Annotated in this window: 15 protein-coding genes; 8 read left to right on the top strand and 7 right to left on the bottom strand. The window is 67.0% G+C overall.

The window, feature by feature from the left end; genetic code table 11:
• The first annotated feature begins 86 nt into the window (after window positions 1-86).
• From LC407_RS09585 to LC407_RS09595, 3 genes are read left to right on the top strand one after another with little or no spacing between them, the layout of a single operon-like run.
• Window positions 87-6770, top strand: coding sequence for an Hpt domain-containing protein (locus tag LC407_RS09585; protein WP_223482734.1), 6684 nt, complete (start codon window positions 87-89; stop codon window positions 6768-6770).
• Window positions 6757-8088, top strand: a complete 1332-nt coding sequence (locus LC407_RS09590) for a chemotaxis protein CheB (protein ID WP_223482735.1) — start codon at window positions 6757-6759, stop codon at window positions 8086-8088. Before LC407_RS09585 ends, LC407_RS09590 begins: the two co-directional genes overlap by 14 nt.
• The gene (locus LC407_RS09595; RefSeq protein WP_025877758.1) at window positions 8085-8549 is read left to right on the top strand and encodes a chemotaxis protein CheW; all 465 of its coding nucleotides are present in this window, start codon (window positions 8085-8087) and stop codon (window positions 8547-8549) included. The genes LC407_RS09590 and LC407_RS09595 overlap by 4 nt, the downstream gene beginning before the upstream one ends.
• Window positions 8550-8650: 101 nt before the next feature.
• Here LC407_RS09595 and LC407_RS09600 read toward each other — a convergent pair whose 3' ends face one another.
• The gene (locus LC407_RS09600) at window positions 8651-9388 is read right to left on the bottom strand and encodes a 16S rRNA (uracil(1498)-N(3))-methyltransferase (protein WP_223482736.1); all 738 of its coding nucleotides are present in this window, start codon (window positions 9386-9388) and stop codon (window positions 8651-8653) included.
• Window positions 9379-10770, bottom strand: coding sequence for an adenosylmethionine--8-amino-7-oxononanoate transaminase (gene bioA / locus LC407_RS09605; RefSeq protein ID WP_223482737.1), 1392 nt, complete (start codon window positions 10768-10770; stop codon window positions 9379-9381). The genes LC407_RS09600 and bioA overlap by 10 nt, the downstream gene beginning before the upstream one ends.
• A 77-nt stretch (window positions 10771-10847) precedes the next feature.
• On the opposite strand from bioA, the gene nudE reads away from it, so the two are divergent.
• From nudE to LC407_RS09625, 4 genes are read left to right on the top strand one after another with little or no spacing between them, the layout of a single operon-like run.
• Window positions 10848-11411 carry an ADP compounds hydrolase NudE gene (gene nudE / locus LC407_RS09610; protein WP_025877762.1) on the top strand — a complete coding sequence of 188 codons (564 nt, stop codon included), beginning with the start codon at window positions 10848-10850 and terminating at the stop codon, window positions 11409-11411.
• Window positions 11408-12211 carry a 3'(2'),5'-bisphosphate nucleotidase CysQ gene (cysQ, locus tag LC407_RS09615; RefSeq protein ID WP_025877764.1) on the top strand — a complete coding sequence of 268 codons (804 nt, stop codon included), beginning with the start codon at window positions 11408-11410 and terminating at the stop codon, window positions 12209-12211. The genes nudE and cysQ overlap by 4 nt, the downstream gene beginning before the upstream one ends.
• A 14-nt stretch (window positions 12212-12225) precedes the next feature.
• Window positions 12226-13062 carry a nucleoside triphosphate pyrophosphohydrolase gene (mazG, locus tag LC407_RS09620; protein WP_223482738.1) on the top strand — a complete coding sequence of 279 codons (837 nt, stop codon included), beginning with the start codon at window positions 12226-12228 and terminating at the stop codon, window positions 13060-13062.
• Window positions 13059-13385: a YnfA family protein gene (locus LC407_RS09625; RefSeq protein WP_032974968.1), complete on the top strand. Its 327-nt coding sequence runs from the start codon at window positions 13059-13061 to the stop codon at window positions 13383-13385. Before mazG ends, LC407_RS09625 begins: the two co-directional genes overlap by 4 nt.
• 17 nt (window positions 13386-13402) lie before the next feature.
• On the opposite strand, the gene LC407_RS09630 is transcribed toward LC407_RS09625, so the two are convergent.
• The 5 genes from LC407_RS09630 to LC407_RS09650 are packed head-to-tail and all read right to left on the bottom strand — an operon-like array spanning window position 13403 to window position 20299.
• Window positions 13403-14587 (bottom strand): GDSL-type esterase/lipase family protein, encoded by a 1185-nt coding sequence (locus tag LC407_RS09630; RefSeq protein WP_223482739.1) that lies wholly within the window; start codon window positions 14585-14587, stop codon window positions 13403-13405.
• 14 nt (window positions 14588-14601) lie between these two features.
• Window positions 14602-15354: a glucose 1-dehydrogenase gene (locus LC407_RS09635; protein ID WP_025877770.1), complete on the bottom strand. Its 753-nt coding sequence runs from the start codon at window positions 15352-15354 to the stop codon at window positions 14602-14604.
• Window positions 15355-15399: 45 nt separating this feature from the next.
• Entirely contained in the window at window positions 15400-16704 is a 1305-nt protein-coding gene (locus LC407_RS09640; protein WP_025877772.1) for an MFS transporter, read from the bottom strand.
• Entirely contained in the window at window positions 16701-18950 is a 2250-nt protein-coding gene (locus LC407_RS09645; RefSeq protein ID WP_223482740.1) for an oligoalginate lyase, read from the bottom strand. The genes LC407_RS09640 and LC407_RS09645 overlap by 4 nt, the downstream gene beginning before the upstream one ends.
• Window positions 18947-20299, bottom strand: a complete 1353-nt coding sequence (locus LC407_RS09650; protein WP_223482741.1) for a polysaccharide lyase 6 family protein — start codon at window positions 20297-20299, stop codon at window positions 18947-18949. The genes LC407_RS09645 and LC407_RS09650 overlap by 4 nt, the downstream gene beginning before the upstream one ends.
• Window positions 20300-20629: 330 nt before the next feature.
• On the opposite strand from LC407_RS09650, the gene LC407_RS09655 reads away from it, so the two are divergent.
• Window positions 20630-23521 (top strand): TonB-dependent receptor, encoded by a 2892-nt coding sequence (locus LC407_RS09655; protein WP_100436803.1) that lies wholly within the window; start codon window positions 20630-20632, stop codon window positions 23519-23521.
• Window positions 23522-23546 lie beyond the last annotated feature (25 nt).

Below are 23546 nucleotides of genomic sequence, written 5' to 3' on the forward strand. Positions count from 1 at the left end.
CGAGCAAGGAACCAGTCGATGAAGCATTTCCATTCCCCACGCCAGGATCCGCGCGACCGTCGCGCGGCGGCGACCGGAGCGCATCCATGAGCAGCCTGCGCGATGCGATGAGCCACGCAGCCCTGGGCTGGGTCAAGCCCGAGCTGGACGAGACCCTGCGCCTGGTGCGCAACGAGGTCGAGTACTTCGCCGAAGATCCGGCCGACAGCAGCCGCATGCGCATCTGCGCCGGCTACCTGCACCAGGTGCAGGGCACGCTGCGCATGGTCGAACTGTATGCACCGGCGATGGTGGCCGAGGAGCTGGAACAGCTCGCCATCGCCGTCGGCAAGGGCGAGGTCGCCGAGCGCGACGAGGCCTGTGCCACCCTGATGCGCGGCAGCGTGCTGCTGCCCGATTACCTGGAGCGCCTGCAGAACGGACACCGTGACATCCCGATCGTGCTGCAGCCGCTGCTCAACGAGATCCGCGCCGCCCGTGGCGAAGCGCTGATCAACGACAGCGTGCTGTTCGCGTTCGCGCCCGATTCGGTGACCGCCACCGAAGCGGAACTGGACCATGCACGCGGCAGCCTCAGCGGCCGCAACCGCGAGCTGCTGGACACCGTTGGCAACGCGGTCAAGGAAGAACTGCTGCAGGTCAAGGACGCGCTGGACCTGCACCTGCGTACCGACGGATCGCCGCAGCAGCTGCAGGAGCAGGTGACCAAGCTGGGTTCGGTGGCCGATACGCTGGGCATGCTCGGCCTGGGCGCTGCGCGGGGCGTGGTCGTGCAGCAGCGCGACGCGCTGCGCGGGGTTGTCGAGGGCCGCCAGCAGATCGACGAAGACATGCTGCTGGATATCGCCGGTGCGCTGCTCTATGTCGATGCATCGCTGGATGACCAGGTCGCACACCTCGGTGCCAGTGGCAGTGGCCAGGATGATCCGAGCGCGGTGGAGAACCGGCGCACGGTGGAAGTGCTGGCGCACGAGGCGATCGCCAATTTCGCCGCCGCCCGCGAGCATTTCGTCGCTTTCATCGAAACCAGCTGGAACCACGCCGAACTGCAGGACGTGCCACGCCTGCTCGGCGATGTCTCCGGCGCATTGCGCATGCTCGACCTGGGCACCGCGGCAGACTATCTGCGTGGCGTGCAGCAGTACATCGAAGCCGAACTGATCGGTCGTCAGCGGGTGCCCAGTGGTCGCCAGCTGGACACTCTGGCCGACGCCATGGCCAGCCTGGAGTACTACCTCGAAGCCTTGCGTGACCGCCGTCCGGGTCGCGAGGACATCCTCGACATCACCCGCAGCAGCCTGGAAGCGCTGCGCTACTGGCCGCTGCCCGAGCGCGGCGTGGTCGCTGCCGAAGACGTGCAGCCGGTCATGCGCGAAGCTGTGGTCGTGCCAACCGAGCCGCTGCAGATCGAACCGCTGGATATCGACGTGCAGGCCTCCGCGCCGGCACCGGGTGACGTGCCGGCGCCGCTGCCCGATTTCACCTTCGACCCGCTGCCGGAGGCTACGCCCGCCGACAACGGCCTGATGTTCGGCTCGCTGGGTACGCCAGCGTTGTCGGCCGAACCGCATGGCACCCCGGCGCCCCTGTTGTTCGCTGCCTCCAGCGCCCCCGCGCCGGAAGTGCCGCAGTGGGAACTGGGCGGATTCGACGCGCCGGCAGGTAGTGCTGCCGGACGCAGCGACGAGCGTGCGCCGACGTTCGACAGCTTCGATCCGGTCAGTTTCGATCCCGTCTCCGCCGAACAGTCCGACGCTGCTGCCTGGACGTTGTCCGAAGCGCCGGTGCCGGAAGAGGGCGGCACGCAGGCAAGCGCCGTAGACGGCAATGATGACGCCTTCCTGGCGACGTCGTTGGACGAGGCGTCGTCTGCCGCGTCGCTGGACGTGGTCATTTCGCCGGCCTTCGATCCGGTTGCCGCCGAGCAGGACGGCCAGACGTCGCTGAGCGACGATGTGGTGTTCCGTTTTGACAGCAGCCTGCTGCACAACGCCGATGACGTGTTGTCGCTGGAGGCAATGGAAACGCTGTCGTTGGACGACGAGCAGGCCTCGCCTGCAACGCTGGAGTTCATTGACGCCGGTGTGGTGGCGCAGGCCGACGATGGCCTGGCCATCACCGAACGGCTCGACTCCACCGTTGACGGCGACGCCGCGATCGATGCCGCAGTCTACGTCGCACCGGCCGCTGATCTGCCCGCATCCGAAGACTTGCCGACAGTGCCTGCTGCGCCGACCGTGGCACTGGTCGATGTGGATACCATCGCGCCGATCGACTTCAGCGAAGCCGATGCGCAGTTCTTCGCAGAGCTGAATGCCGCCGCCGCCGGCTTCAATCCGCAGGCCATGCCGGCCGCCGTCGTGCCGACTGAGACCGTGCCGCCGGCCGTGGCCGAGGGCGGGTTCGATGCGGGCTTCGACGACGATGCCGAGAACATCGACCAGGACATCCGCGAGGTGTTCCTGGAAGAATTCGACGACGAGCTGGGCAATCTCGGCACGCTGCTGCCGGCATGGCGCATGCAACCGGACAACATGGACCGGCTGCGGCCGATCCGCCGCATTTTCCACACACTGAAGGGCAGTGGCCGCTTGGTCGGCGCACGTACCCTGGGTGAGTTCGCGTGGAAGATCGAGGGCATGCTCAACCGCGTGCTCGATGGCACCCGTGCCCCCACGCCGGCGGTACTGACGATGGTCGATCACGCATACACGGCACTGCCGCAGTTGAACGCGGCACTGCGCGATGGCCAGCGGGTCAGCGTCGACCTGCAGGCGATGCAGGCCATCGCCGATCGCGTGGGTGCAGGCGAAGAAACGTTCTACGTTGCGCTGCCGGGCGCCACCGCGCCGACGGCCGAGGCGCCGACCGATGCTGCCGCGCCGCTGGACAGCGCCGTGCAGGATGTCGATGCCTCCGCACAGAGCGCTGTCGAAGCGCCGGGTACCCCGGCCAACATCGACAGCGTGCTGCGTGAGATCCTGGAGGCCGAGGTGGAACTCCACCAGGCCACGCTGCAGGGCTGGTTGCGCTCGGCGCAGCAGGCGCCACAGCCGGTCAGCGATGCGTTGCTGCGCGCGGTGCACACCATGAACGGTGCCTTCGCGATGACCGAGGTGCCGGAAATCACCGCTGTCACTGGCGGCGCCGAGTCGTACATCAAGCGCGCGCTGGCCGCCGAGGTGGTGCCGGGTGATGACGCCGTGGCGGCCCTGGACGAGACCGCGCAGGCGATCAACGCGACCATGGACGCGCTGCAGGCCGAGCAGCCGCGGATTGCGCCGCAGGCTGAACTGGCGCAGCGCCTGCAGGCGCTGGCCGGCGAGCTGCCGGAAGCACGCTGGCCGATGGCCGGGCTGGACGTCGAGGATGAAGACGAAGACCCGCTGCTTCCGCTGGTCGCAGAAGCGGATGCCGCCGACGCCGACATGGTCGAGCCGGTGCATGCGGCGGAGATCGAGCCGGAGGTCGAACGCGACACCGGTGCCGAGGTGCTGGAGGCGCTGCAGGTCAGCGAGGACGCGTTGAGCGATGCGGGCCTGGAGTCCGCCGAATTGACCGGCAGCGATGATCTGTCGCGCTACTTCGATGCAGGGTGGCCGTCGATGCCGGACGGCCCGGTGCCGGAGTCGACGCTGGAAGTGGCTGCTTCCACGCTCGTTGCCGCGGAAATTGAAGCTGGACAGGCGGTAGCGACATCGGAAGACACCGCATTGGAAGACACCGCGCTGACTGCGGCGGATGATCTGTCGCCGTATCTGGATGCCAGTGCGCTGCCGGTTGACGACCGCGATCCGGATGTCCTGGATGTCGCAAACGACCTGAATACGCCGCTGCCATCCACACCTGAAACGGCGGTGGATGAAGACGCTGCTGCGCTGCCGCTCGACAGCGAGCTGTCCAGCCTGCAGGATGAAATGGCTGTGCCGGGCTTCGCAGACCCGGTCACGCTGGAAGCCGCGCTCGAGGCCGGCCTTCACGTGATCGACGAGGAGCAGGGCCAGGACGAAGACGGGCAATGGCCCGTGCTCGGCCTGCAGGCCAGCGAACTCGCGCCTGGCGAGGCGGAAGCCTTTGCCGAGGATGCGGACGTCGGCGGGGAGGCGGCGGTCGGTGAAGGAGAGAGCACCGACCAGCCGTCCCCGGCGACGGTGGAAGACGTCGGGGCCGCGGAGACGGCGCAGGACGCCATTTCGCCCTCGCGTTTCTTCGAGCTGGAAGATGCTCCGGGCCAGGCTGCCGCGGCGGACAGCGGCATGATCGTGGTGCCGGTTGCGGCAGAGGCTGCGGCGGTCGAGGTCGAACCTGTCGCCTTCGACAGCGTCGATGCGGCGGTGCCGGCGGATGCGCCCCTGCCCGAAGCCCAGACCGAAGAAGCCCAGACCGACTCCGAATCCGAAGACAGCGCCGACCTGCTCGACTTCAGCATCTATGATCGCGAGCTGGTCGACATCTTCGTCGAGGAAGGCAAGGACCTGCTGGATCATTGCGATGGGCTGATCAGCGAGCTGCGCGAAGCGCCGCAGGATCGCGAAGCCCTGGCCGGCCTGCAGCGCGATCTGCATACGCTCAAGGGCGGCGCGCGCATGGCGGGCATCAATGCCATCGGTGATCTCGGCCACAGCATCGAATCGCTGCTGGAGGCTGTCGCTGGCGGGCGCACCGAGATCGAACGTCGTGATGTGCAGTTGCTGGAACGCGGTTTCGACCGTCTGCACCAGCTGCTGACCCGTACCGGCGAACATCGCATCGTCGAGCCGGCACAGGATCTGCTCGACGCCTTTGAAGCACGCACCACCACCGACATCACCGCCGCTGCCAGCGCAGCTGCAGCCAGTGCTGTCGTCGTGGCGGAGCAGGCCCCGCAGGCGGCTCCGGCCGTGGCCGTGGTCGATGCCCCGTTGTCGGCACCGTTGCCGCTGGAAGGTTCCAGCGAGGAAGACCCGCTGGCCCGTCCGCAGCAGGAACAGGTGCGTGTGCGCGCCGACCTGCTCGACCGCCTGGTCAACCACGCCGGTGAAGTGGCGATCTATCGTTCGCGCCTGGAACAGCAGCTCGGCGCCTTCCGTGGCGCGATGGGCGAACTGGAACGCACCAATGCGCGTCTGCGCGACCAGCTGCGTCGCCTGGACCTGGAAACCGAAGCGCAGATCGTGGCCCGCTACCAGCGCGAGCAGGACCAGGCCGACCAGAAGTTCGATCCACTGGAACTGGACCGTTTCTCCACCCTGCAGCAGCTCAGCCGCGCGCTGAACGAGTCGGCCGCCGATCTGGGTGGCCTGCAGGGCGTGCTGGATGATCTGTCGCGCCAGTACGATTCGCTCCTGCAGCAGCAGTCGCGTGTCAGTTCGGAACTGCAGGATGGCCTGATGCGCGCGCGCATGGTGCCGTTCGACGGCCTGGTGCCGCGCCTGCGCCGTGTGGTCCGCCAGGCCGGCATGGATACCGGCAAGCAGGTTCACCTGACCCTGGAAGGCACCCACGGCGAACTCGACCGCAACGTGCTCGATCGCATGGTCGCGCCGCTGGAGCACATGCTGCGCAACTCGGTTGCCCATGGCCTGGAAGCGCCGGAACAACGTCGTGCCGCCGGCAAGCCGGAAGAAGGCGAAATCGCCATCCGCCTGCACCGCGAGGGCTCGGAAATCGTACTGGACGTGGCCGATGATGGCGCTGGCCTGGATCGTGAAGCGATCCGCCGTCGCGCCATCGACCGCGGCCTGCTGCCTGCCGATGCACAGCCGAGCGAACAGGAACTGGACAACCTGATCTTCGCGTCGGGCTTCTCCACCGCCGACCAAGTCAGCCAGCTGGCGGGCCGTGGCGTCGGCATGGACGTGGTCGGCAACGAAGTGCGCCAGCTCGGCGGCTCGGTCGACATCCAGTCGGTGCGTGGCCAGGGCGTGCGTTTCACCCTGCGCCTGCCGCAGACGCTGGCGGTCACCCAGGCGGTGTTCGTGCAGATCGGCGAAACCACCTTCGCGGTGCCGGTCGCCTCGGTCAGTGGTATTGGCCGGCTGTCGCACGAGCGCTTCGAAGCAGCCGACAGCAGCTACCGGTACGGTGGCGAGGACTATCCGCTGTACGACCTCGGCAGTCTGGTCGGCCAGGCCCCGGCACGCGCTGACGGCCAGGCCCAGGTGCCGCTGCTGCTGGTCCGCGCCGGCGACCTGCGCGCCGCCGTTGCGATCGATCAGGTGCTGGGCAACCGCGAAGTCGTGGTCAAGCCGGTGGGCCTGCAGATCGCCTCGGTGCCGGGCATCTACGGCGCCACCATCACCGGCGATGGCCGGGTGGTGGTGATCCTGGACGTGGCCCCGCTGGTGCGTCGTTTCCTGGCCAACCCGACCGCGCCGGTGCTGGTCAACGCGCCCCGCCAGGAACGGCAGGTGCCGTTGGTGATGGTGGTGGACGATTCGCTGACCATGCGCAAGGTCACCGGCCGCATCCTGGAGCGTCACAACTTCGAGGTGAGCGTCGCCCGCGATGGCGTCGAAGCCCTGGAACAGCTGGAAGAGCGCGTGCCGGACCTGATGCTGCTGGACATCGAAATGCCGCGGATGGACGGCTACGAGCTGGCCACCGCGATGCGTGCCGACCCGCGCTACAAGGACGTGCCGATCGTGATGATCACCTCGCGCAGCGGCGACAAGCACCGCCAGCGCGCCTTCGAAATCGGTGTGCAGCGCTACTTGGGCAAGCCGTACCAGGAGCTGGACCTGATGCGTAACGTGTACGACTTGCTGGGGATTGCCCGTGTCCGTGAGTGACCTCGATCCGGTTCCGGCCGTAGCCCTGCTGGCCCGCCCGGGTGCGGCGCGTGAGCGCCTGCGCGAGGCGTTGGCCCATGCCGACGTGCAGATCGTGCTGGAAGACGATCCCATGACGCTGGAACCGCAGGCGCTGCATGATGCGCGCCCGCAGTTCGTGGTGATCGCGCTGGAAGCGGCCATTGAAGACGCGCTGGAGCGCCTGGAACCGGCGCTGTCAGCACCCGGCTTGACCCTGGTGTTCGACGAGGCTGAACTGGCCGCGCGTCGCGATGGTTGGGAAGCGCAGCGCTGGGGCCGTCACCTTGCCGCCAAGCTGCACGGCCACCAGCAGGTGCTGCCGCCCGGCGCCGAGGACGAACCGGCATTGCAGCTGGAGCCGGGCCTGCCGTCGACGCCGCCGGTGCCGAAGGAAACCGCGCTGCAGACGCACCTGGAACAGGCCCGTTCGTGGGCCGACGACGTGCCGGCTGATGGCCTCTATTCGCCGCCGGCACACCTGCACGAGCCCGTCGCGCTGGAGCAGGCGCTGGCTGCGCTGCAGCCGGTGCTGCCGGAAACGGCAGCGCCTGTGCAAGCCGCGCCGGAACCGCCGCCGGTACCGGCAGCTGCGCCGTCGGTATTCACCGACCACACGGCCTGGTCGCTGGTTGACGAGGCCAGCGACGCGCCGGCAGTTGCATCGGCTGCCACCTCGACCGAATCGGCGGAACCTGCATTCGATACCGGACATCTTTCACTGGTCGACCTGGACGCTGCCGCGCCTGCAGGCAGTCGCTCCGGCGCACTGCTGGTACTGGCCGGTATCGGCGGTCCCGATGCGTTGCGTCGCCTGCTCGCTGCACTGCCCAGCGGGCTGGCCGTGCCGGTGCTGGTGCACATGCGCCTGGACGGCGGCCGCTACGGCAACCTGGTCAAGCAGATGTCGCGCGTATCGCCGCTGCCGGTGCAGCTGGCCGAAGCCGGCCAGCGCGCCACCGCTGGCGAAGTGCACGTGCTGGCCGATGACATCGGCGTGCACGCTGCTGCCGATGGCCTGTATTTCCAGAGCGAAGCGCAGGGCATCTCGATTGCCGCGTTGTCGGCCGAGCACAGCGCGCTGGTGCTGCTCAGCGGTGCCGATCTGGCCCATGTGGGCCCGGCGTTGGACCTCGCCGCCGCCGGTGCCTGGGTGGCCGGGCAGGTGGGCGAAGGCTGCTACGACCCGGCTGCGGCGACGGCGGTGGTCGCCGCCGGCATGGTGGCCGGTGAACCGCAGGAACTGGCGCAGGTGATCGCCGCGCGCTGGGGCCTGGATGACGACGGAGATGCCGCATGAGCTACGCCAGCAATGATGAGATCCGTGGCGTCCTGATCTCGGCCGGTGCCGAACGGGTGCTGCTGCCCAATGCAACCGTGGCCGAGATGATGTCGCGGGTGCCGGTGCAGGCGGTAGCCGACGCGCCGCGCTGGCTGGTGGGTGAGATCGGCTGGCACGGCTGGCAGGTGCCCCTGGTGTCGTTCGCACGGCTCTCCGGGTTGGGCGAAGAGACGGTGGCCGGCCACAACAAGGTGGTGGTGCTCAAGACCCTCAACGGCAACCCGCAGCGCCCCTACTACGCGCTGTTGACGCAGAGCTTCCCGCAGCTGATTTCGGTACCGCGCGATGGCCTGCTGGCCGACGCGTCCGAGGAAAACCTGCCTGACATCGTGCACATGCGCGTGCTGCTGGGCGAACAGAGCGCGCTGTTGCCGAATCTCGACGCGCTGGAAGCTGCGTTGGATTCGCTGACGGCCTGACCGGAATCCGCCGGGCATGGCCCGGCGCTACCGCAGGCGTTCCGGATATCGGGTAGCGCCGGGCCATGCCCGGCGGGCGCAGCGGCCACCGGACCGGAGCCTTACCCCAGATCGCCCAGCCGTGCCTGCAACGCTGCGATCGCGGCCAGGCCTGCGGTTTCCGTGCGCAGGATGCGAGGGCCCAACTGCAGGCCCTGGAAGCCTGCGGCGGCGAGCTGCTCACGGTCACGCGGCGACCAGCCGCCTTCCGGGCCGATGGCGATCACCACGCCGCCGGCCGGCGCTGCCTGCAGTGTCGACAGCCGGTGCGCTCCCAGCGGGTCCAGGGTCAACCGCAACGTATCGGCGGGCAGTGCCGCGCTGGCCTGTGCCAGCGACTGCGGCGGTCCTACCTGCGGAATGCGCGCACGACCGGACTGCCCGCAGGCCGACTGCAAGACGTTGTTCCAGTGCGCCACGCGTTTTTCCGCGCGAGCTGCATCCAGCTTCACTTCGGTGCGCTCGGCATTCACCGGCACGATGGCACTCACCCCCAGTTCGGTGGCCTTCTGCAGGATCAGGTCCATCTTTTCGCCGCGTGCAATGCCCTGCAGCAGGGTGATGGTCAGCGGCGACTCGTTGGCGATCACCTGCACCGCGTCGATGCGTACCTGTACCTCGCGTTTGCCGGCCATGGTCAGCGTCGCGGTGTAGTCATGGCCATCGCCGTTGAACAGCACGCAGGTATCACCCTCGCGCAGGCGCATCACCCGCACCAGGTGGTTGGCCGTCTCTTCCGGCAGGGTCACGGTCTGGCCGCTGTGCAGCGCCAGGTCGATGGGGCAGCGGGTCACGCGCATGCAATCGCCTCGTCGATGGCCGCCAGCGTGGTATGCGCCAGCAGCTCCAGTTGTTCATCGTCCACGCAGTACGGTGGCATCCAGTACAGCACGTTGCCCAGCGGGCGCAGCACCACGCCGCGCTTCAGCGCCGCCTTATAGGCGTGCAGCCCCAGCCGCAGCGCCGGATCGAAGGGCGTGCGCTTGTCACCGTTGCGGGTCAGTTCGAAGGCCACCACCATCCCGGCCTGGCGTACATCGGCCACGTGTGGATGGTCGGCGAATGGCGCGGCCAAGGTGCCCATCACCGAGGCGATGCCGCGATTGCGCGCGATCACATCGTCCTCGCCGAAGATGTCCAGCGTGGCCAGCGCCGCCGCACAGGCCAGCGGGTTGCCGGTATAGCTGTGCGAATGCAGGAAGGCACGTTCGCGCGAATCATCAAGGAAGGCGTCGTACAGCGCCTGCGTGGCCAGCACCGCAGCCAAGGGCAGGAAACCACCGGTCAGGCCCTTGGACAGGCACAGCAGGTCCGGCATCACCCCGGCCTGCTCGCAGGCGAACATCGTGCCGGTGCGGCCGAAGCCGGTGGCGATTTCATCGGCGATCAGGAACGCTCCATGGGCATCACACAGTTCACGCACGCGCTGCAGATAGGCCGGATCGTGCATGCGCATGCCACCGGCACACTGCAGCCGTGGCTCCAGGATCACGGCGCAGATCTCGCCCGGATGCTGGTCGAACAGCGTGGCCAGGCCATCGGCGGCCTGGCGTACGCGGTCGGCCGCACTCTGCCCGGGTTCGGCAAGGTAAGCGTCGGGCGAGGGCGCAAACAGGCCCTCGGCCAGCAGCGGCGCATAGACCCGGCGGTACAGCGGAATGTCGGCCAGTGCGAGGGCGCCCAGCGTCTCGCCGTGGTAGCCATTTTCCAGCGAGACGAAGCGCGTGCGCCGGGTCTCACCGCGGTTCTGGAAATACTGGAAGGCCATCTTCAGCGCCACTTCGACGCCGGCCGAACCGTTGTCGGCGTAGAACACCTTGGCCAGTGGCGCGCGGCCGGGCTGGCGCGGCGCGAGGGCCAACAGGCGCTCAGCCAGGGTGATCGCGGGCTCGTGGCCGAACCCGGCCAGCATCACCTGTTCCAGCTGTCCAGCCTGGGCGGCGATGGCAGCGCCGATGCGCGGCTCGGCATGGCCGAACAGGTTGGTCCACCAGCTGCTGACCGCATCCAGGTAGCGGTTGCCGTCGTGATCGATCAGCCAGGCGCCTTCGCCGCGGGCGATCGGCACCAGCGGCAACGTGTCCGGATGCTCGCGCATCTGCGTGCACGGGTGCCACAGGACCTTGAGGTCGCGTTGCCGCCAGTGCTGGACCAGCGGAGAGGGGGTTGGGTCTGCTAGCATTTCGGGCTCATGAACATGTTGCTGCCTGCACATTCTATCGGCCTCGGCGCACGCGCCGTCTGCCCCGGAGATTCCGCGTGAACGATGACCGCGCAAGGCGTCCTCTGCCGATCATCCATCGGATCACCGACGAGGAGAACGGGCCCTTCCAGCGCCAGCACCTGGACCTGGAGTTCTCCAACGGCGAACGCCGCCGCTTCGAGCGCCTGGTCAGCCGTGGCCATGGCGCGGTGGTGGTGGTGCCGATGCTGGATGAAGAAACCGTGCTGCTGGTACGTGAATACGCGGCCGGCATGCACCGCTACGAGCTTGGCCTGGTGAAGGGCCGGATCGATGCCGGCGAAACGCCGGAGCAGGCCGCCGACCGTGAGCTGAAGGAAGAGGCCGGCTATGGCGCTCGGCGGGTGGACGTGCTGCGCGCGATGACCCTGGCGCCGACCTACATGAGCCATCAGTCCTGGCTGGTGGTCGCGCGCGACCTGTATCCGGAGAAGCTGGCCGGCGACGAGCCGGAGGAACTGGAAGTGGTGCCGTGGAAGCTGGCCGATCTGGACCAGTTGATGCTGCGCGAGGACTTTTCCGAAGGGCGTTCGCTGGCGGCGCTGTTCATTGCCCGCCAGTGGCTGCAGGGAGCACGATGATCAAGTTGACCACGGAACTGCGCGAAACCGCGATCGCCATCGCCCAGGAAGCCGGGCAGGCGATCATGCAGGTCTACAGCAACGGTTTCGATGTGACACTCAAGGACGACGACAGCCCGGTCACCGCTGCCGACCTTGCCGCCGACCGGGTGATCCAGCAGGGGCTGCGCCAGCTGACACCGGACCTGCCGATCCTGTCGGAGGAGTCGCCGCTGGTGCCCTGGGAGCAGCGTCAGCACTGGGGCGCGTACTGGCTGGTCGACCCGCTTGATGGCACCCGCGATTTCGTCAAGCGCAATGGCGAGTTCAGCGTCAACATCGCGCTGATCTACCAGGGCGCCCCGGCCTTCGGCGTGGTCCAGTCGCCGGTCACCGGCATTGTCTGGCACGCGATGCGAGGCGAGCTGGCGTATCGCCGGCAGGGTGTGCATGACACCGTGCTGCGTACCCGTACACCTGCGACTGCGCCCCTTCGCGTCGCCGCCAGCCGCTCGCATCGTTCAGCGGAGACGAATGCCTTGCTGGCCCGCATGGGCGACATCGAGACCGTGGTGCAGGGCTCTTCGCTGAAATTCTGCCGGATCGCCGAAGGCGGACTGGATGTCTATCCGCGGCTGGGCCCGACCTCCGAATGGGATACCGCTGCTGGCCAGTGCGTGCTGCACGCGGCCGGTGGCGCGGTGCTCTCGGTCGGGACCGGCAAGCCGTTCCGCTACAACCGCCGGCCGACGCTGTTGAACGGCGATTTCATGGCGCTGGGCGATACCAGCCTGCCGTGGCGGGACTGGTTGTCCGATTGATCCAGGAGAAACGCATGAGCACGCACGAAACCCCTGCCACCGGCAACGCCAGCGCGGAGCTGGAGCGCCTGCTGGCCATCATGGCGCGCCTGCGCGACCCGCAGGGTGGCTGTCCCTGGGACCTGGAACAGAACTTCGCCACCATCGCCCCCTATACGATCGAAGAAGCCTATGAAGTGGCCGACGCGATCGATCGGGGCGACCTCGACGACCTCTGCGATGAACTGGGTGACCTGCTGCTGCAGGTCGTGTTCCATGCGCGCATGGCTGAAGAACAGGGTGCGTTTGCCTTCGCCGAGGTCGCGCGCGCGATCAGCGACAAGATGCAGCGGCGGCACCCGCATGTGTTTGCCGATGTCAGCGTCGACGATGCCGACGGCGTGATGCGTAACTGGGACGCGATCAAGCGTGCTGAGCGCGCGGCAAAGGGCGATCAGGACACCTCGGCGCTGGCCGGGATCTCCCGTGGCCTGCCGGAATGGCAGCGGGCGGTGAAGCTGCAGTCGCGCGCGGCCAAGGTGGGTTTCGATTGGCCCGGTCCGCTGCCGGTACTGGACAAGGCGGCCGAGGAACTGCAGGAACTGCGCGAAGAGTTCGAACGCGATGACATCGTGGGCAACAAGGCGCGCCTGCAGGAGGAACTGGGTGACCTGCTGTTCGTGTGCGCCAACCTGGCGCGCCATGCGGACATCGATCTGGGTGCCGCGCTGCGTGGGGCCAACCACAAGTTCGAACGTCGCTTCCGTTCGATGGAGGCGCAGGCCGAGGCACAAGGCGATTCGCTGGCCGCACTCGATCTGGATGCGCAGGAAGCGCTCTGGCAGCACGCCAAGGCCACCGAAAAAGCGTGAAAACGCTCGGTCTGTTCCTGCTGACCGCGCTGGCCGAGATCATCGGCTGCTACCTGCCATGGCTGTGGCTGCGCAAGGGTGGCAGTATCTGGCTGCTGTTGCCGGCGGCGGCCAGCCTGGCGTTGTTCGCCTGGCTGCTGACCCTGCACCCGACCGCCAGCGGACGCGTGTACGCAGCCTACGGTGGCGTGTACATCGGCACGGCGCTGTTCTGGCTGTGGCTGGTCGACGGCATCCGTCCCAGCCGTTGGGACATGCTGGGGGCTGCGCTTTGCCTGGCCGGCATGGCGGTGATCATGTTCGGGCCGCGGCAACCGGGGTAAGCCGGCTCGGCGCTCTTTCAACGCGCGTTGCAGCCCAGCGCCGCCAGGTTGATTGCGTCGGCCATGCGCCGGTAGCCCTCGTCGTTCGGGTGCAGATGATCGCGGGTGATGTCCGCCGGCAATGATTCCGGCTGTTTTGGATCACGCAGGGCAGCGTCGAAATCCACCACGCCATCGAAGCCGGTGTCCTGGCCACGCGCCCACTGGTTGATCGCGGTGCGGGTGGCGGCCGATACCGGTTCGTAGCGCTCCGAATCGCCGAAGGGCGTCAGTGTGCCGAGATGAGCGCGGATACCATGTGCATGCAGCCGGGTGGCCACCTGGCGGTAGCCCAGCAGCATGTCTGCCGCGCTGCGTCCCGGCAGCGGCTGTGCGCCGCCACCGTGGCGGATGTCATTGATGCCTTCGAACAGGATCACCTGGTCGGCGTCGGCCACTGCGATCACGTCGCGATCCAGCCGTGACAGTGCGCTGTGGCTGCGGCCATGGTCCAGCAGCTTGTTGCCGCTGATGCCCTGGTTGAGCACGACGAAGCGGTCCGGGCACGCCTGCTGCAGGCGGTGGCCCAAGCGCTCGGGCCATTGGTTGAACGAGCCACGTGACGCCGTTGCGCCCTCGGTGATGGAATCACCCAGGGCCACGATCACCTGCGGCCGGTCCGCGCGCTGCACCAGTACCGCAGAGAACACGTTCTGCTGGTAGCCCACGCGCACGCTGTCGGCCACCGCGTCCTGCTTTCCGTCGGCCACCCGCACCACCGTACGGCGCACCGCAGGGCGGGTGGGCTGCGGGAAGTACGCGGTCACGCTGATCTCCTGCAGGGCGGCAACCCGCAAGGGCAGTGCATCACTGAGCAGCGCTGCGCCCACCGGTACGTCGATGGACGTGCGTCCATCGACGGTGACCGGCAGCGCTGCCGCCTTGCCATCCTTCAGGCGCACCCGTACATCTTCCACATGCAGCGGCGTGGTGCCCAGTTCGTTGCTGATGCGCAGCCGCAGCGCATCGCCCCTGCTACCCAGGCGCATGTCCTGGCGCACGGTCTGCGCTGCGAACTGGACGGGCGCGTCAGCGCTGCCATCCTTGCGGTCAGGCGCGGGCGAAGCGGTCCAGGCGGTGACCCAGACCGGTGCGGCCAGCGCCACGGGGGCGGCCACGGCGGTGCCGATGGCCAGGGAAAGCAGGGTGATCCAGCGCTGCATGGGCTTCGGTCCGGTCAGGAGAAGTAGGTGCCGCCGTTGACGTCCAGATTGGCACCGGTGATGAACGCTGCCGCTGCCGACGCCAGGTAGACCGCCGCATCGGCGGCTTCGTCCGGCAGGCCCTGGCGACGCAGCGGCGTCGCGCCGGCCACCGCCGTACGCACTTCCGGTTTGGTGAATTCGTCATGGAAGCGGGTGGCGATCATGCCGCAGCACAGTGCGTTGACGCGGATACCCTTCGGCCCCAGCTCCTTGGCCATGGCCCGGGTGAAGGTCATCACAGCCGCCTTGGCAGTGGCATAGATCGCCGCACCAGGGCCTCCGCCATCACGACCGGCCTGCGAGGCGAAGTTCACGATCGCCGCGCCTTCGCCCATGTGCGGTACCACGGCGTGGGTGGTCAGGTAGGTGGAGGTCAGGTTGAGGTCGATGACCTTGTGGAAGAACGCTGGGTCGATGTCGGCCAGCGGACGACGCTCGACCATGCCGCCGGCCACGTTCACCAACACGTCGATGCGCTGGCCGAATGCAGCCTGCGTTGCTGCGACCAGGCCGGCCACGGCGGCGGGATCGGTGACGTCGGCGCGGTGGGCGATGGCCTGGCCACCGGCCGCCTTGATCAGCGCCAGCGTTTCCTGCGCGCTGGCTTCGTCGTTGGCGTAGTTGAGGCAGACGCGTGCACCGGCCGCAGCCAGCTTGATCGAGACGGCACGGCCGATATCACGGCCACCACCGGTGACGATGGCCACCTTGTCCTGGAACGACATGCGGGAAACTCCTTGGTTTGCGGGGGAATGCGAGGAAATGGGGGCTCAACCGTCGGTGCGGTCGAGCTTGTGGATCGGCCCGGTCCACCACCACAGCGCGGCCAGCGACAGCGGCACCAGTGCGGCAACGAGGATGAAGATCGGTGCATAGGAATGGCGGGTCAGCACCGGTACCAGCCAGGTGGTGATCAACGTTCCGGCCACGGCGGCCAGGCCGCCAAGACCGGCCAGCGTGCCCACCGAGCGGCCGTCGAACAGATCGCCGGGCAGGGTCTGGATGTTGCCGATGGCGATCTGGAAACCGAACAGCACTGCTGCAATCGCCAGCACCGCAAACAGCGGCTGGTTGGCCAGTACCGCGCCCAGCAGGGCCGGTGCCATGATCACGCAGCCCAGCGAAATCGACAGCTTGCGCGCACGGTCCACGCTCTGGCCGGCATTGATCAGGCGCCCCGACAGCCAGCCGCCGCTCAGGCTGCCGAGCATGGCGCCGACGAAGGGCACCCAGGCGAACAGGCCGATCTGCTTGATGTCGAAGCCGAAGGTCTCGGCCAGATAGATCGGCAGCCACGACACGAACAGCCACCAGATCGGATCCAGCAGGAAACGGCAGGCGAGCATGCCCCAGCTCTGCCGGTGGGCCAGCAGCGAACGCACGCTGACCTTCGGTGCATCCACGCGTTGCTGGCCAGCCTGGTCTTCCATGATCAGGCGCCGCTCGGCGTCACTCACCCACGGATGCTTGTCCGGGCCGGCGCGATAGACGAACAGCCATGGCAACAGCCACAGGAAGCCAAGTGCACCGACCAGCACGAAAGTGCCGCGCCAGCCAAGCCACAGGTACAGGCCGGCGATGGCCGGCGCCGAAACGATGGCACCGATGGACGCGCCCGCGTTGAAGATGCCCTGTGCGAGGGCACGCTCACGCGCGGGGAACCACTCGGCATTGGCTTTCACCGCGCCGGGCCAGGCACCGGCTTCGCTGATGCCCAGCATCGCCCGCACCACGCTGAAGGAGAGCATGGAGTGGGTGACCGAATGCAGCGCGATCGAGATCGACCACACACTGATCGACAACGCGAACCCCAGCCGCGTCCCGATCATGTCGAACAGGCGCCCGAACAGGAACTGGCCGGCGGCATAGAACAGCATGAACACGGTCACCAGCAGTGCGTAATCGTCCTTGGTCGCGCCGACTTCCCTGGCGATCTCCGGCCACATCACCGCCAGTGCATTGCGGTCGATGTAGTTGATCACCGTGGCCACCGCGATCAGGCCGACGATCAGCCAGCGCACGGCCGAGCGCACCGGCACCCTGCGCAGCGTGGCCACGGCCGAGGGGCCGTTCATCGTGCCTCACCCTTGCTGCGGTCCATGCGCGCATGGCTGCCGCTCCAGCGGTAGGCATGGCCATCCACCGTCACGCTGTGTTCGCCCTTCGCGTCGCTGTCGTCGGCCACGCCGAGTGCGATGCGGGCGCCGCTGGCCAGGCGCAGCTCGAGCACCTCGGCATCATTGCCGCGGGTGCGGATGATCTGCTTGATGCGGCTGTCGGCACCGTGCACGTACTCGGCGGTGCCGTTGTACTCGCCATGCGGCTCCAGCACGCTGAAGAAGGTCACATCCTTCTGTCCTTCCACGCGCTGCAGCAGCGCCGGTTCGCGGCGCAGGTTGAACTCGGGATCATTGGCACCGCTCTCCACCAGCAACGCCTGCGCCGGCGCGCTGCTGCCGAAGCGGTAGGTGTAGAAGCGTCCGTCGAGCAGCCACGCCAGCGTGCGCGGCTCACTGCCGGCCTTGCTGCGTGCGTCCAGCCACAGGTGCTGGTAGCCGTTGTCGCTGCCGAGCACCGGGCGCTGGGCGGGGAAATGCTCGGCCTCGAAACCGGTGGTGACGATATGGCCGTTGAAGTGCAGTGGCAGGTCGTAGCGTGCAGCCTTGTCGCCGTGCACCTGCAGCAGGTCCAGCACCACCGGCAGGCCCAGTTCGGGGTGGCGCAGCAGTGCCTGGGTGCGGGTGAACACCACGCCCGGATAGGCATCGCGCATCGTCGCCGAGGCGATCTGGGTATCTGCGTCGGCCTGGAAGAAGCGCACCTGCGGGGCGAGTTCCTCACCGCGCTTCCAGTCGCCCTTGAAGTGGCTCTGCTCGTTCACCACCAGCGTGTTGTGGGCCACGGTCTGCTTGGCCCAGCTGCGGTTCTCGGCCAGATAGATGCCACCGCGCTTGGCTTCCACGTTGAGGAAGCGCGCCGCGCCGTAGTCGGTCACCACGGCGTTGCCATTGTCGTAGAACAGCCAGTTGAGCTTGTCGAAGTGGCCGTGGCCCATGCCCTGCATGGTGTCCTTCTGCACCAGCGCCTGGCCGCGTTCGCCGTCCATGCGCAGGATCGCCAGACCGCCGCGTTCACCGTCCGGGCCGTCGCGCAGCAGCATCGGCCGGTAGTCGAACGGTTTGGCTTTGTTGGCTGCCAACGCCTGCGCCACCTGCAGCCCTTCCGGCGACAGCAGCAGGCGTTTCTGCTGCTGGGCGACCGACAGCAGACGGTCATCGCCGGCCTGCGCATAGGCGATGCCGATGCCAGCCACCAGCTCTTCGGTATCGATGCCCTTGTCCAGGATCGCATCGTTGATCGGGAAGAACAGGCCGTCGTAGCTGGTCTGCACCAGCACGTCCACCGCCTTCAGCAGCACGCCGTCGCGGCGCGCGAAGATCTTCCGCTGCGGCTCGTTGCGTTCGATCGCGTTGGCAAACAGCAGGAACGGCGCCAGCGCATAGCGCTGGTAGTAGGGGCCTTCCTCGTAATACCCATCGGGCGAGAACAGCAGGTCGATCTGCCGCAGGAAACCGAACTGGTCATCCTTGCGGCTGCCGCGCAGCGATTTCTCCACCAGTTCGCGATCACGCAGCACGTAGCCGGTCATGCCGGTGGCGGCCACCGCCCAGGTCGCGTGGTTGTGGATCTGGTCGTAGTTCTTCGGCTCGCTGGCCAGGAACTCGGCCATCGGCCGGAACACCTGCGATTCGATGGTCTGCCGATCCTGCGGCGACAGCGCATCGCGGATCGCGTCGTAGCCCTGGATGGCGTTGACCAGCCAGACCGAATCGTTGAGCACCTGCCAGAACACCCGGCCGGGAATCTGCCCGCGTCCTTCCGGATGCGGACCGAGGGTCGGGTAGAGCTTGGCGTACTGCAGCAGCATGTCGCGCGAATAGGCGACATAGGCCTTGTCGCCGGTCAGCCGGTACAGGGTGCCGGCGGCCAGCAGTGCCTGGTAGTTGCGCTTGTGCTGCTCATGGGTGCGACCGCCGCCCTTGTCCTTCGGCACCGGCACGTCGATGCCGGCCTTCATCATCTTCTGCAGCGATTTCTGCGTACGCGCCTGTTCCTTGGCGAACCACGGATAGCGGCTGCCTTCGCTGGCCATCTGCTGCCACTGCGCGGCGGTCACCAGTACCGGCGCGGTATCGCCTTGTCGCGCGGCTGCGGCAGGTGCCGCATGCAGCGGTGCCGTCGGCAACAGGGTGAAGGGAGCGGCCAAGGCGAGGGCGAGCGCCAGACGGTGGGAACAAAGGGACAGCGGCTGCAACCTCATCGATCAACTCCGGTGCTGGTGCGTGACAGGGCAACCTCGCCCACCTTGGGATACCAGTCCACCCCCGTCTGTTCGCGCGGGGTCATTGTCAGCGCCGGATCGGCGCCGATGGTGGGCAGGGGCGTTGCCGGCACCCACAGGCTGCTGGCGGCCTGCTGCAGGGTAATGCTGGCGCTGCTCACCCCGCCCGGGAACACGCTGCTGGCCTGCGGCGACTGCACGTTGTTGCTGAAGGCGATACCGGCCAGCGAACTGGCCGCATTCGGTGGATTTTTGCTGGTGCGGTTGACGATCAGGTTGCCGCTGAAGTGGCTGTTGCTGGCTGCGACCACGATGCCCTTGGTTTCGTCATGGCCCACACCGAAGCTGATCTTCGCCACGTCGACGAAGGTGTTGCGGCTGATGGTCGCGTTGACCACCGGCGCGTAGCCGGACAACGGCGGATTGGCCTGTGCATCCATCACCGCCAGTGCCGAGCGGTTGCTGGAGCCGGCCAGCCGTTCGAAGTAGTTGTTGCTGACGGTCTGGTCGGCATTGATGATGCGCACGCCGCCGGTGCCGGCCTTGTCGTCGCCGAGGAAGAGGTTGTCGACCACCCGGTTGCCGTTGCCATGGCGCAGGGTCAGCGCGCCGGCCGAACGATAGAACACGTTGCCGCGGAAGGTATTGCCGCCGGACTTGTTGGAGACGATCTCGGTCTCGCCATCGCAGCCCTCGAACCAGTTGTGCTCCACCGTGCTGTTGGAATCGCTCAGCGAGGTGTCGCTGGTGCCTACACGGATCGTCTCTCCGCCATTGACGCCCAGCGCTGGCCGCGGGCCAAACCAGTTGTGGTCGATGCGGTGCTGGTTGTCCAGGCCCTGGGTGGCATCGCGCACCACCACCACCGTCGGGCCAGCGTTGGTCTTGCCGCGCAGCTGGCTGTGGTCGAGGCGGTTGTTGCTGCCGTACAGCGACACCCAGTAGTCCTGGTCGCTGCCATCGGGGTTGCTGTAGTCATCGATGACCAGGCCGGTGACGCGGCTGTGGCTGGCCACTGCCTTGCTCGACTCGCGGAACGCCACCACGGCGTCGCCCGGGGTGTAGCCGTTGCGGAATACCAGGTTGGAGACCTGCAGGTAGCTGCCGGCCAGGCGCAGGTCCGACCCCCCGCTGAGGATCACCTTGCCCGGCGTCTGCGCGCGCAGCACGATCGGTGCGGCGGCGGTGCCCTGGCCCTTCAGCAGCAGTCGCGCATCGTTCCAGGTGCCATCGGCCAGCACGATTTCATCGCCGGGTTGCAGTGCGGCGGCGGCGGTGGCGAACTCGGCGGCATCATGGACCAGCCAGCTCGCAGCGTTCGCCGGCAAACTGGTCAGGCAGGTTGCCAGTCCAATTGCCAGGCAATATCCAAAGGTGGGTTTCGAAAGGCGGTGCGAAGTCGGTTGAATGCGCATGAAGTCCTTCCAGAGACGGCGATGCCGCGGTTTCGGAGTGGGTGTGCATACCACTTGGTAGGTGTGTTGTAAGCCACGTTGCGCGCAAAGTCATGCTGCATCAGCACATGAAATGCCGGGCAACCGGTCTGAATCAAAGGTATTACGAAAAATCCAGTCCAGTTGGTTGACATTTCTGCGTCGGCGTGTCGAAGCTGCGTCCCACGCCTACCGTCCGGGCGATCCTTTGGGAGGAGGAAAACCATGCGGCAACCAGCCGGAGTTGTACGTCGTACACCGTTGTCACCCACACCGCTGATCGTGGCACTGCTCGCTGCGCTGGCGGCTTCACCGGCCGTGCAGGCGCAGTCTGCCGGTAGCGGTTCCGGGCAGGACGCCACCACCCTGGACCAGGTCCAGGTCACCGGTATCCGCGAATCGATGCAGAGCTCGATCAACAAGAAGCGCGACGACACGGTGATCGCCGATGTGTTGTCGGCCGATGACATCGGCGACCTGCCCGCGCCATCGCTGGCCGATGCGATCGAAACGCTGACCGGTGCCGCCTCGACCCGCGACAAGACCGGCGCGTCGGAAATCTCGATCCGTGGTCTCGGCGCCTTCCTCAGCAGCACCAACTTCAACGGCCGCGAGATCACCAACGGCAGCGGCGACCGCTCGGTGAACTTCAACATGTTCCCGGCCGAGCTGATCAATACGGTGGCGATCTACAAGACCCAGCGTGCCGACATCATCGAAGGCGGTGTCGCCGGGACCATCGGGCTGGAAACGGTCAAGCCGCTGGAGTACGGCAAGCGCTCGGCGCAGATCGATCTGCGCGGCAGCTGGGCCGAGTATGACAAGAAGTACCGCGACGACGATGGCATCGGGTATCGCGGTACCGCCAGCTACATCGACCAGTTCGAATTCGGCAACGGCCAGAAGCTCGGCATCTCGCTGGGCATCCAGCGGCTGGAGGGCACCGATCCGGAGGAGAGCATCACCAGCGGCTCCACCTGGTATGCCTGCGATGGCAGGCAGAACGTGGCCAATGCCAACTGCAATGAAGTCAGCGCCCAGGCCATCGCCAACGGCGCGCCGTACTACCTGGTGCCGAGCAGCCGCATCTATCGCCTGAAGCAGGAACGCAATGACCGCCAGAGCGAATTCGCGGCGATCCAATGGCGGCCCAACGACGTGGTCGAGGTCAACCTCGATTTCGAACATACCGAGCGCAACTGGGACGAGAACCGCAGCGACCTGAGCCTGTCCAACGCACGTCGCGGCATCACCCAGCGTGACGTGGACGAGGACGGCATCGTCCGTCACCTGCATGGCAGCACCTCCATCGATTCAACCTCCAACCGCTATTGGCGCGGCGAGGAGTACACCGGTGGTGGCCTGAACCTGATCCTGCGTCCGAGCCCGGCCTGGGAGCTGTCCACCGATCTTTCCTATTCGCATACCAACCGCCTGGACAGCGAGCGCATGACCCGGCTGCGCGCCAACCAGCGCGACGTCAACAACGCCATCGTGCCGGGTATCAGCAGCGGCGCCACCGGCTATGTCGACTACGACTGGGACTGGCATGGCGAGGTGCCGAGCGTGGCGCTGGCGCCGAACTTCGACCCGAACAACTGGGACGCCTACACCGGCGCGGCGCGGGTGACCTCCAGCGCGACCGAGAACGACCACAAGATCAAGGCCGGCCGCTTCGATGCCAGCTTCATGCCCGAGTCCGGTTTCTTCACCCGCATCAAGGGCGGCGTGCGCGCCAGCCAGGCCGACTACCGCCTGCGCGACAACACCCTGGTGACCGACTACGACCAGCGCGTAGCGGCCGACAAGGCGAAGATCATTGCCGCCAACCGTGCCTGCCGTGCACCGTTCCCGCAGGACGATTTCATGGATGCGGCCAGCGGCAATACGATCTCCTCGTGGGCGTACTTCGATCCGAGCTGCCTCTACGCATCCTTCCGCGGCACCAGCGACAGTGGCCTGGACCCGGACTTCCAGGACCCGAACAACGTCGATGTGACCGAGAAAACCCGCGCGCTGTACCTGATGGGTGAATTCAGCAGCACGTTGTTCGGCCTGCCGGTCACCGGCAATGTCGGCCTGCGCTGGGTCAAGACCGACGTGCGTTCGGAAGGCGTGCGCACCGACCTGGCGGTCATCGACAACGGCGACGGCACGATCCGCCTGCAACCCACTGGTGATTTCACCACCCAGGTGTTCAAGGCGGGCAACGACAAGCTGCTGCCAAGCCTGAATGCCGCGTTCGAGCTGAAGCCGGACCTGTTGCTGCGGGTTGGCGCGTACCGAGCGATGTCACGCCCGGATATCGCCGCACTCGGTGCCGGGCGAACCATCAATGTCAGCAGCGATGCCACCTATACCGGCCTGGCCGACGCGCTGGACGACATCAGTGCCAGCGGCAATCCGGCTGCGCAGCCGCTTATGTCCTGGAACGGCGATGTCTCGCTTGAGTGGTATGCGAACCCGGACACGCTGCTGGCCGGTGCGGTGTACTGGAAGCAGTTCAACGGCGGCACCGCCACCGCGCTGGTGCCGGAGACCTACACCCTCAACGGACAGACGGTGACCGTGCCGGTGCGCCAGCAGGTGACCACCGATGAAGACAGCACCCTGACCGGTATCGAGCTCAGTGCTACCCACCGGTTCTCGTACCTGCCCAAGCCGTTCGATGGCCTCGGCTTCAAGGTCAGCTACAACTATGCCGACGCCGACTACCAGACGCAGGATTCGCGGTTGGGCGAGCAGTTGGCCGCCGATGGATCGATCATTCCGGCCATCGTTCCGCCGGCCGGCCTGAGCGGCTTCTCGCGGCATGTGCTGTCCGGTTCCCTCTACTGGGATGTGGGCCGCTTCAACATCCAGGCCATCGGCAAGTTCCGTTCGCACTATTACCAGGACTTCACCGGCAACACGGCGCAGCAGAATCGCTACTACGATGACAACACCAGCGTCGACCTGCGCCTGCGTTACCGGGTGAACAAGCAGCTGTCGCTGTCGCTGGAACTGATGAACCTGACCGACGAGCCACGCGTGGCGTACCAGCCGCTTTACGGGAATTTCCGCGAGGTGGTGAGCTACGGGCGGCGCGCGTATTTCGGTGTACGATACAAGTTCTGAACAGGGCGGCGCGGCCAATGGTCGC

The organism is Stenotrophomonas sp. OVS01A (genome assembly GCF_019969775.1).
Classification (GTDB): Bacteria; Pseudomonadota; Gammaproteobacteria; order Xanthomonadales; family Xanthomonadaceae; genus Stenotrophomonas; species Stenotrophomonas indicatrix.

Coding starts and splice junctions, on each gene's coding strand:
- LC407_RS09585 (WP_223482734.1), top strand. CDS start 87: ATGAGCAGCCTGCGCGATGCGATGAGCCACGCAGCCCTGGGCTGGGTC.
- LC407_RS09595 (WP_025877758.1), top strand. CDS start 8,085: ATGAGCTACGCCAGCAATGATGAGATCCGTGGCGTCCTGATCTCGGCC.
- LC407_RS09600 (WP_223482736.1), bottom strand. CDS start 9,388: ATGCGCGTGACCCGCTGCCCCATCGACCTGGCGCTGCACAGCGGCCAG.
- bioA (WP_223482737.1), bottom strand. CDS start 10,770: ATGCTAGCAGACCCAACCCCCTCTCCGCTGGTCCAGCACTGGCGGCAA.
- cysQ (WP_025877764.1), top strand. CDS start 11,408: ATGATCAAGTTGACCACGGAACTGCGCGAAACCGCGATCGCCATCGCC.
- mazG (WP_223482738.1), top strand. CDS start 12,226: ATGAGCACGCACGAAACCCCTGCCACCGGCAACGCCAGCGCGGAGCTG.
- LC407_RS09630 (WP_223482739.1), bottom strand. CDS start 14,587: ATGCAGCGCTGGATCACCCTGCTTTCCCTGGCCATCGGCACCGCCGTG.
- LC407_RS09635 (WP_025877770.1), bottom strand. CDS start 15,354: ATGTCGTTCCAGGACAAGGTGGCCATCGTCACCGGTGGTGGCCGTGAT.
- LC407_RS09640 (WP_025877772.1), bottom strand. CDS start 16,704: ATGAACGGCCCCTCGGCCGTGGCCACGCTGCGCAGGGTGCCGGTGCGC.
- LC407_RS09645 (WP_223482740.1), bottom strand. CDS start 18,950: ATGAGGTTGCAGCCGCTGTCCCTTTGTTCCCACCGTCTGGCGCTCGCC.
- LC407_RS09655 (WP_100436803.1), top strand. CDS start 20,630: ATGCGGCAACCAGCCGGAGTTGTACGTCGTACACCGTTGTCACCCACA.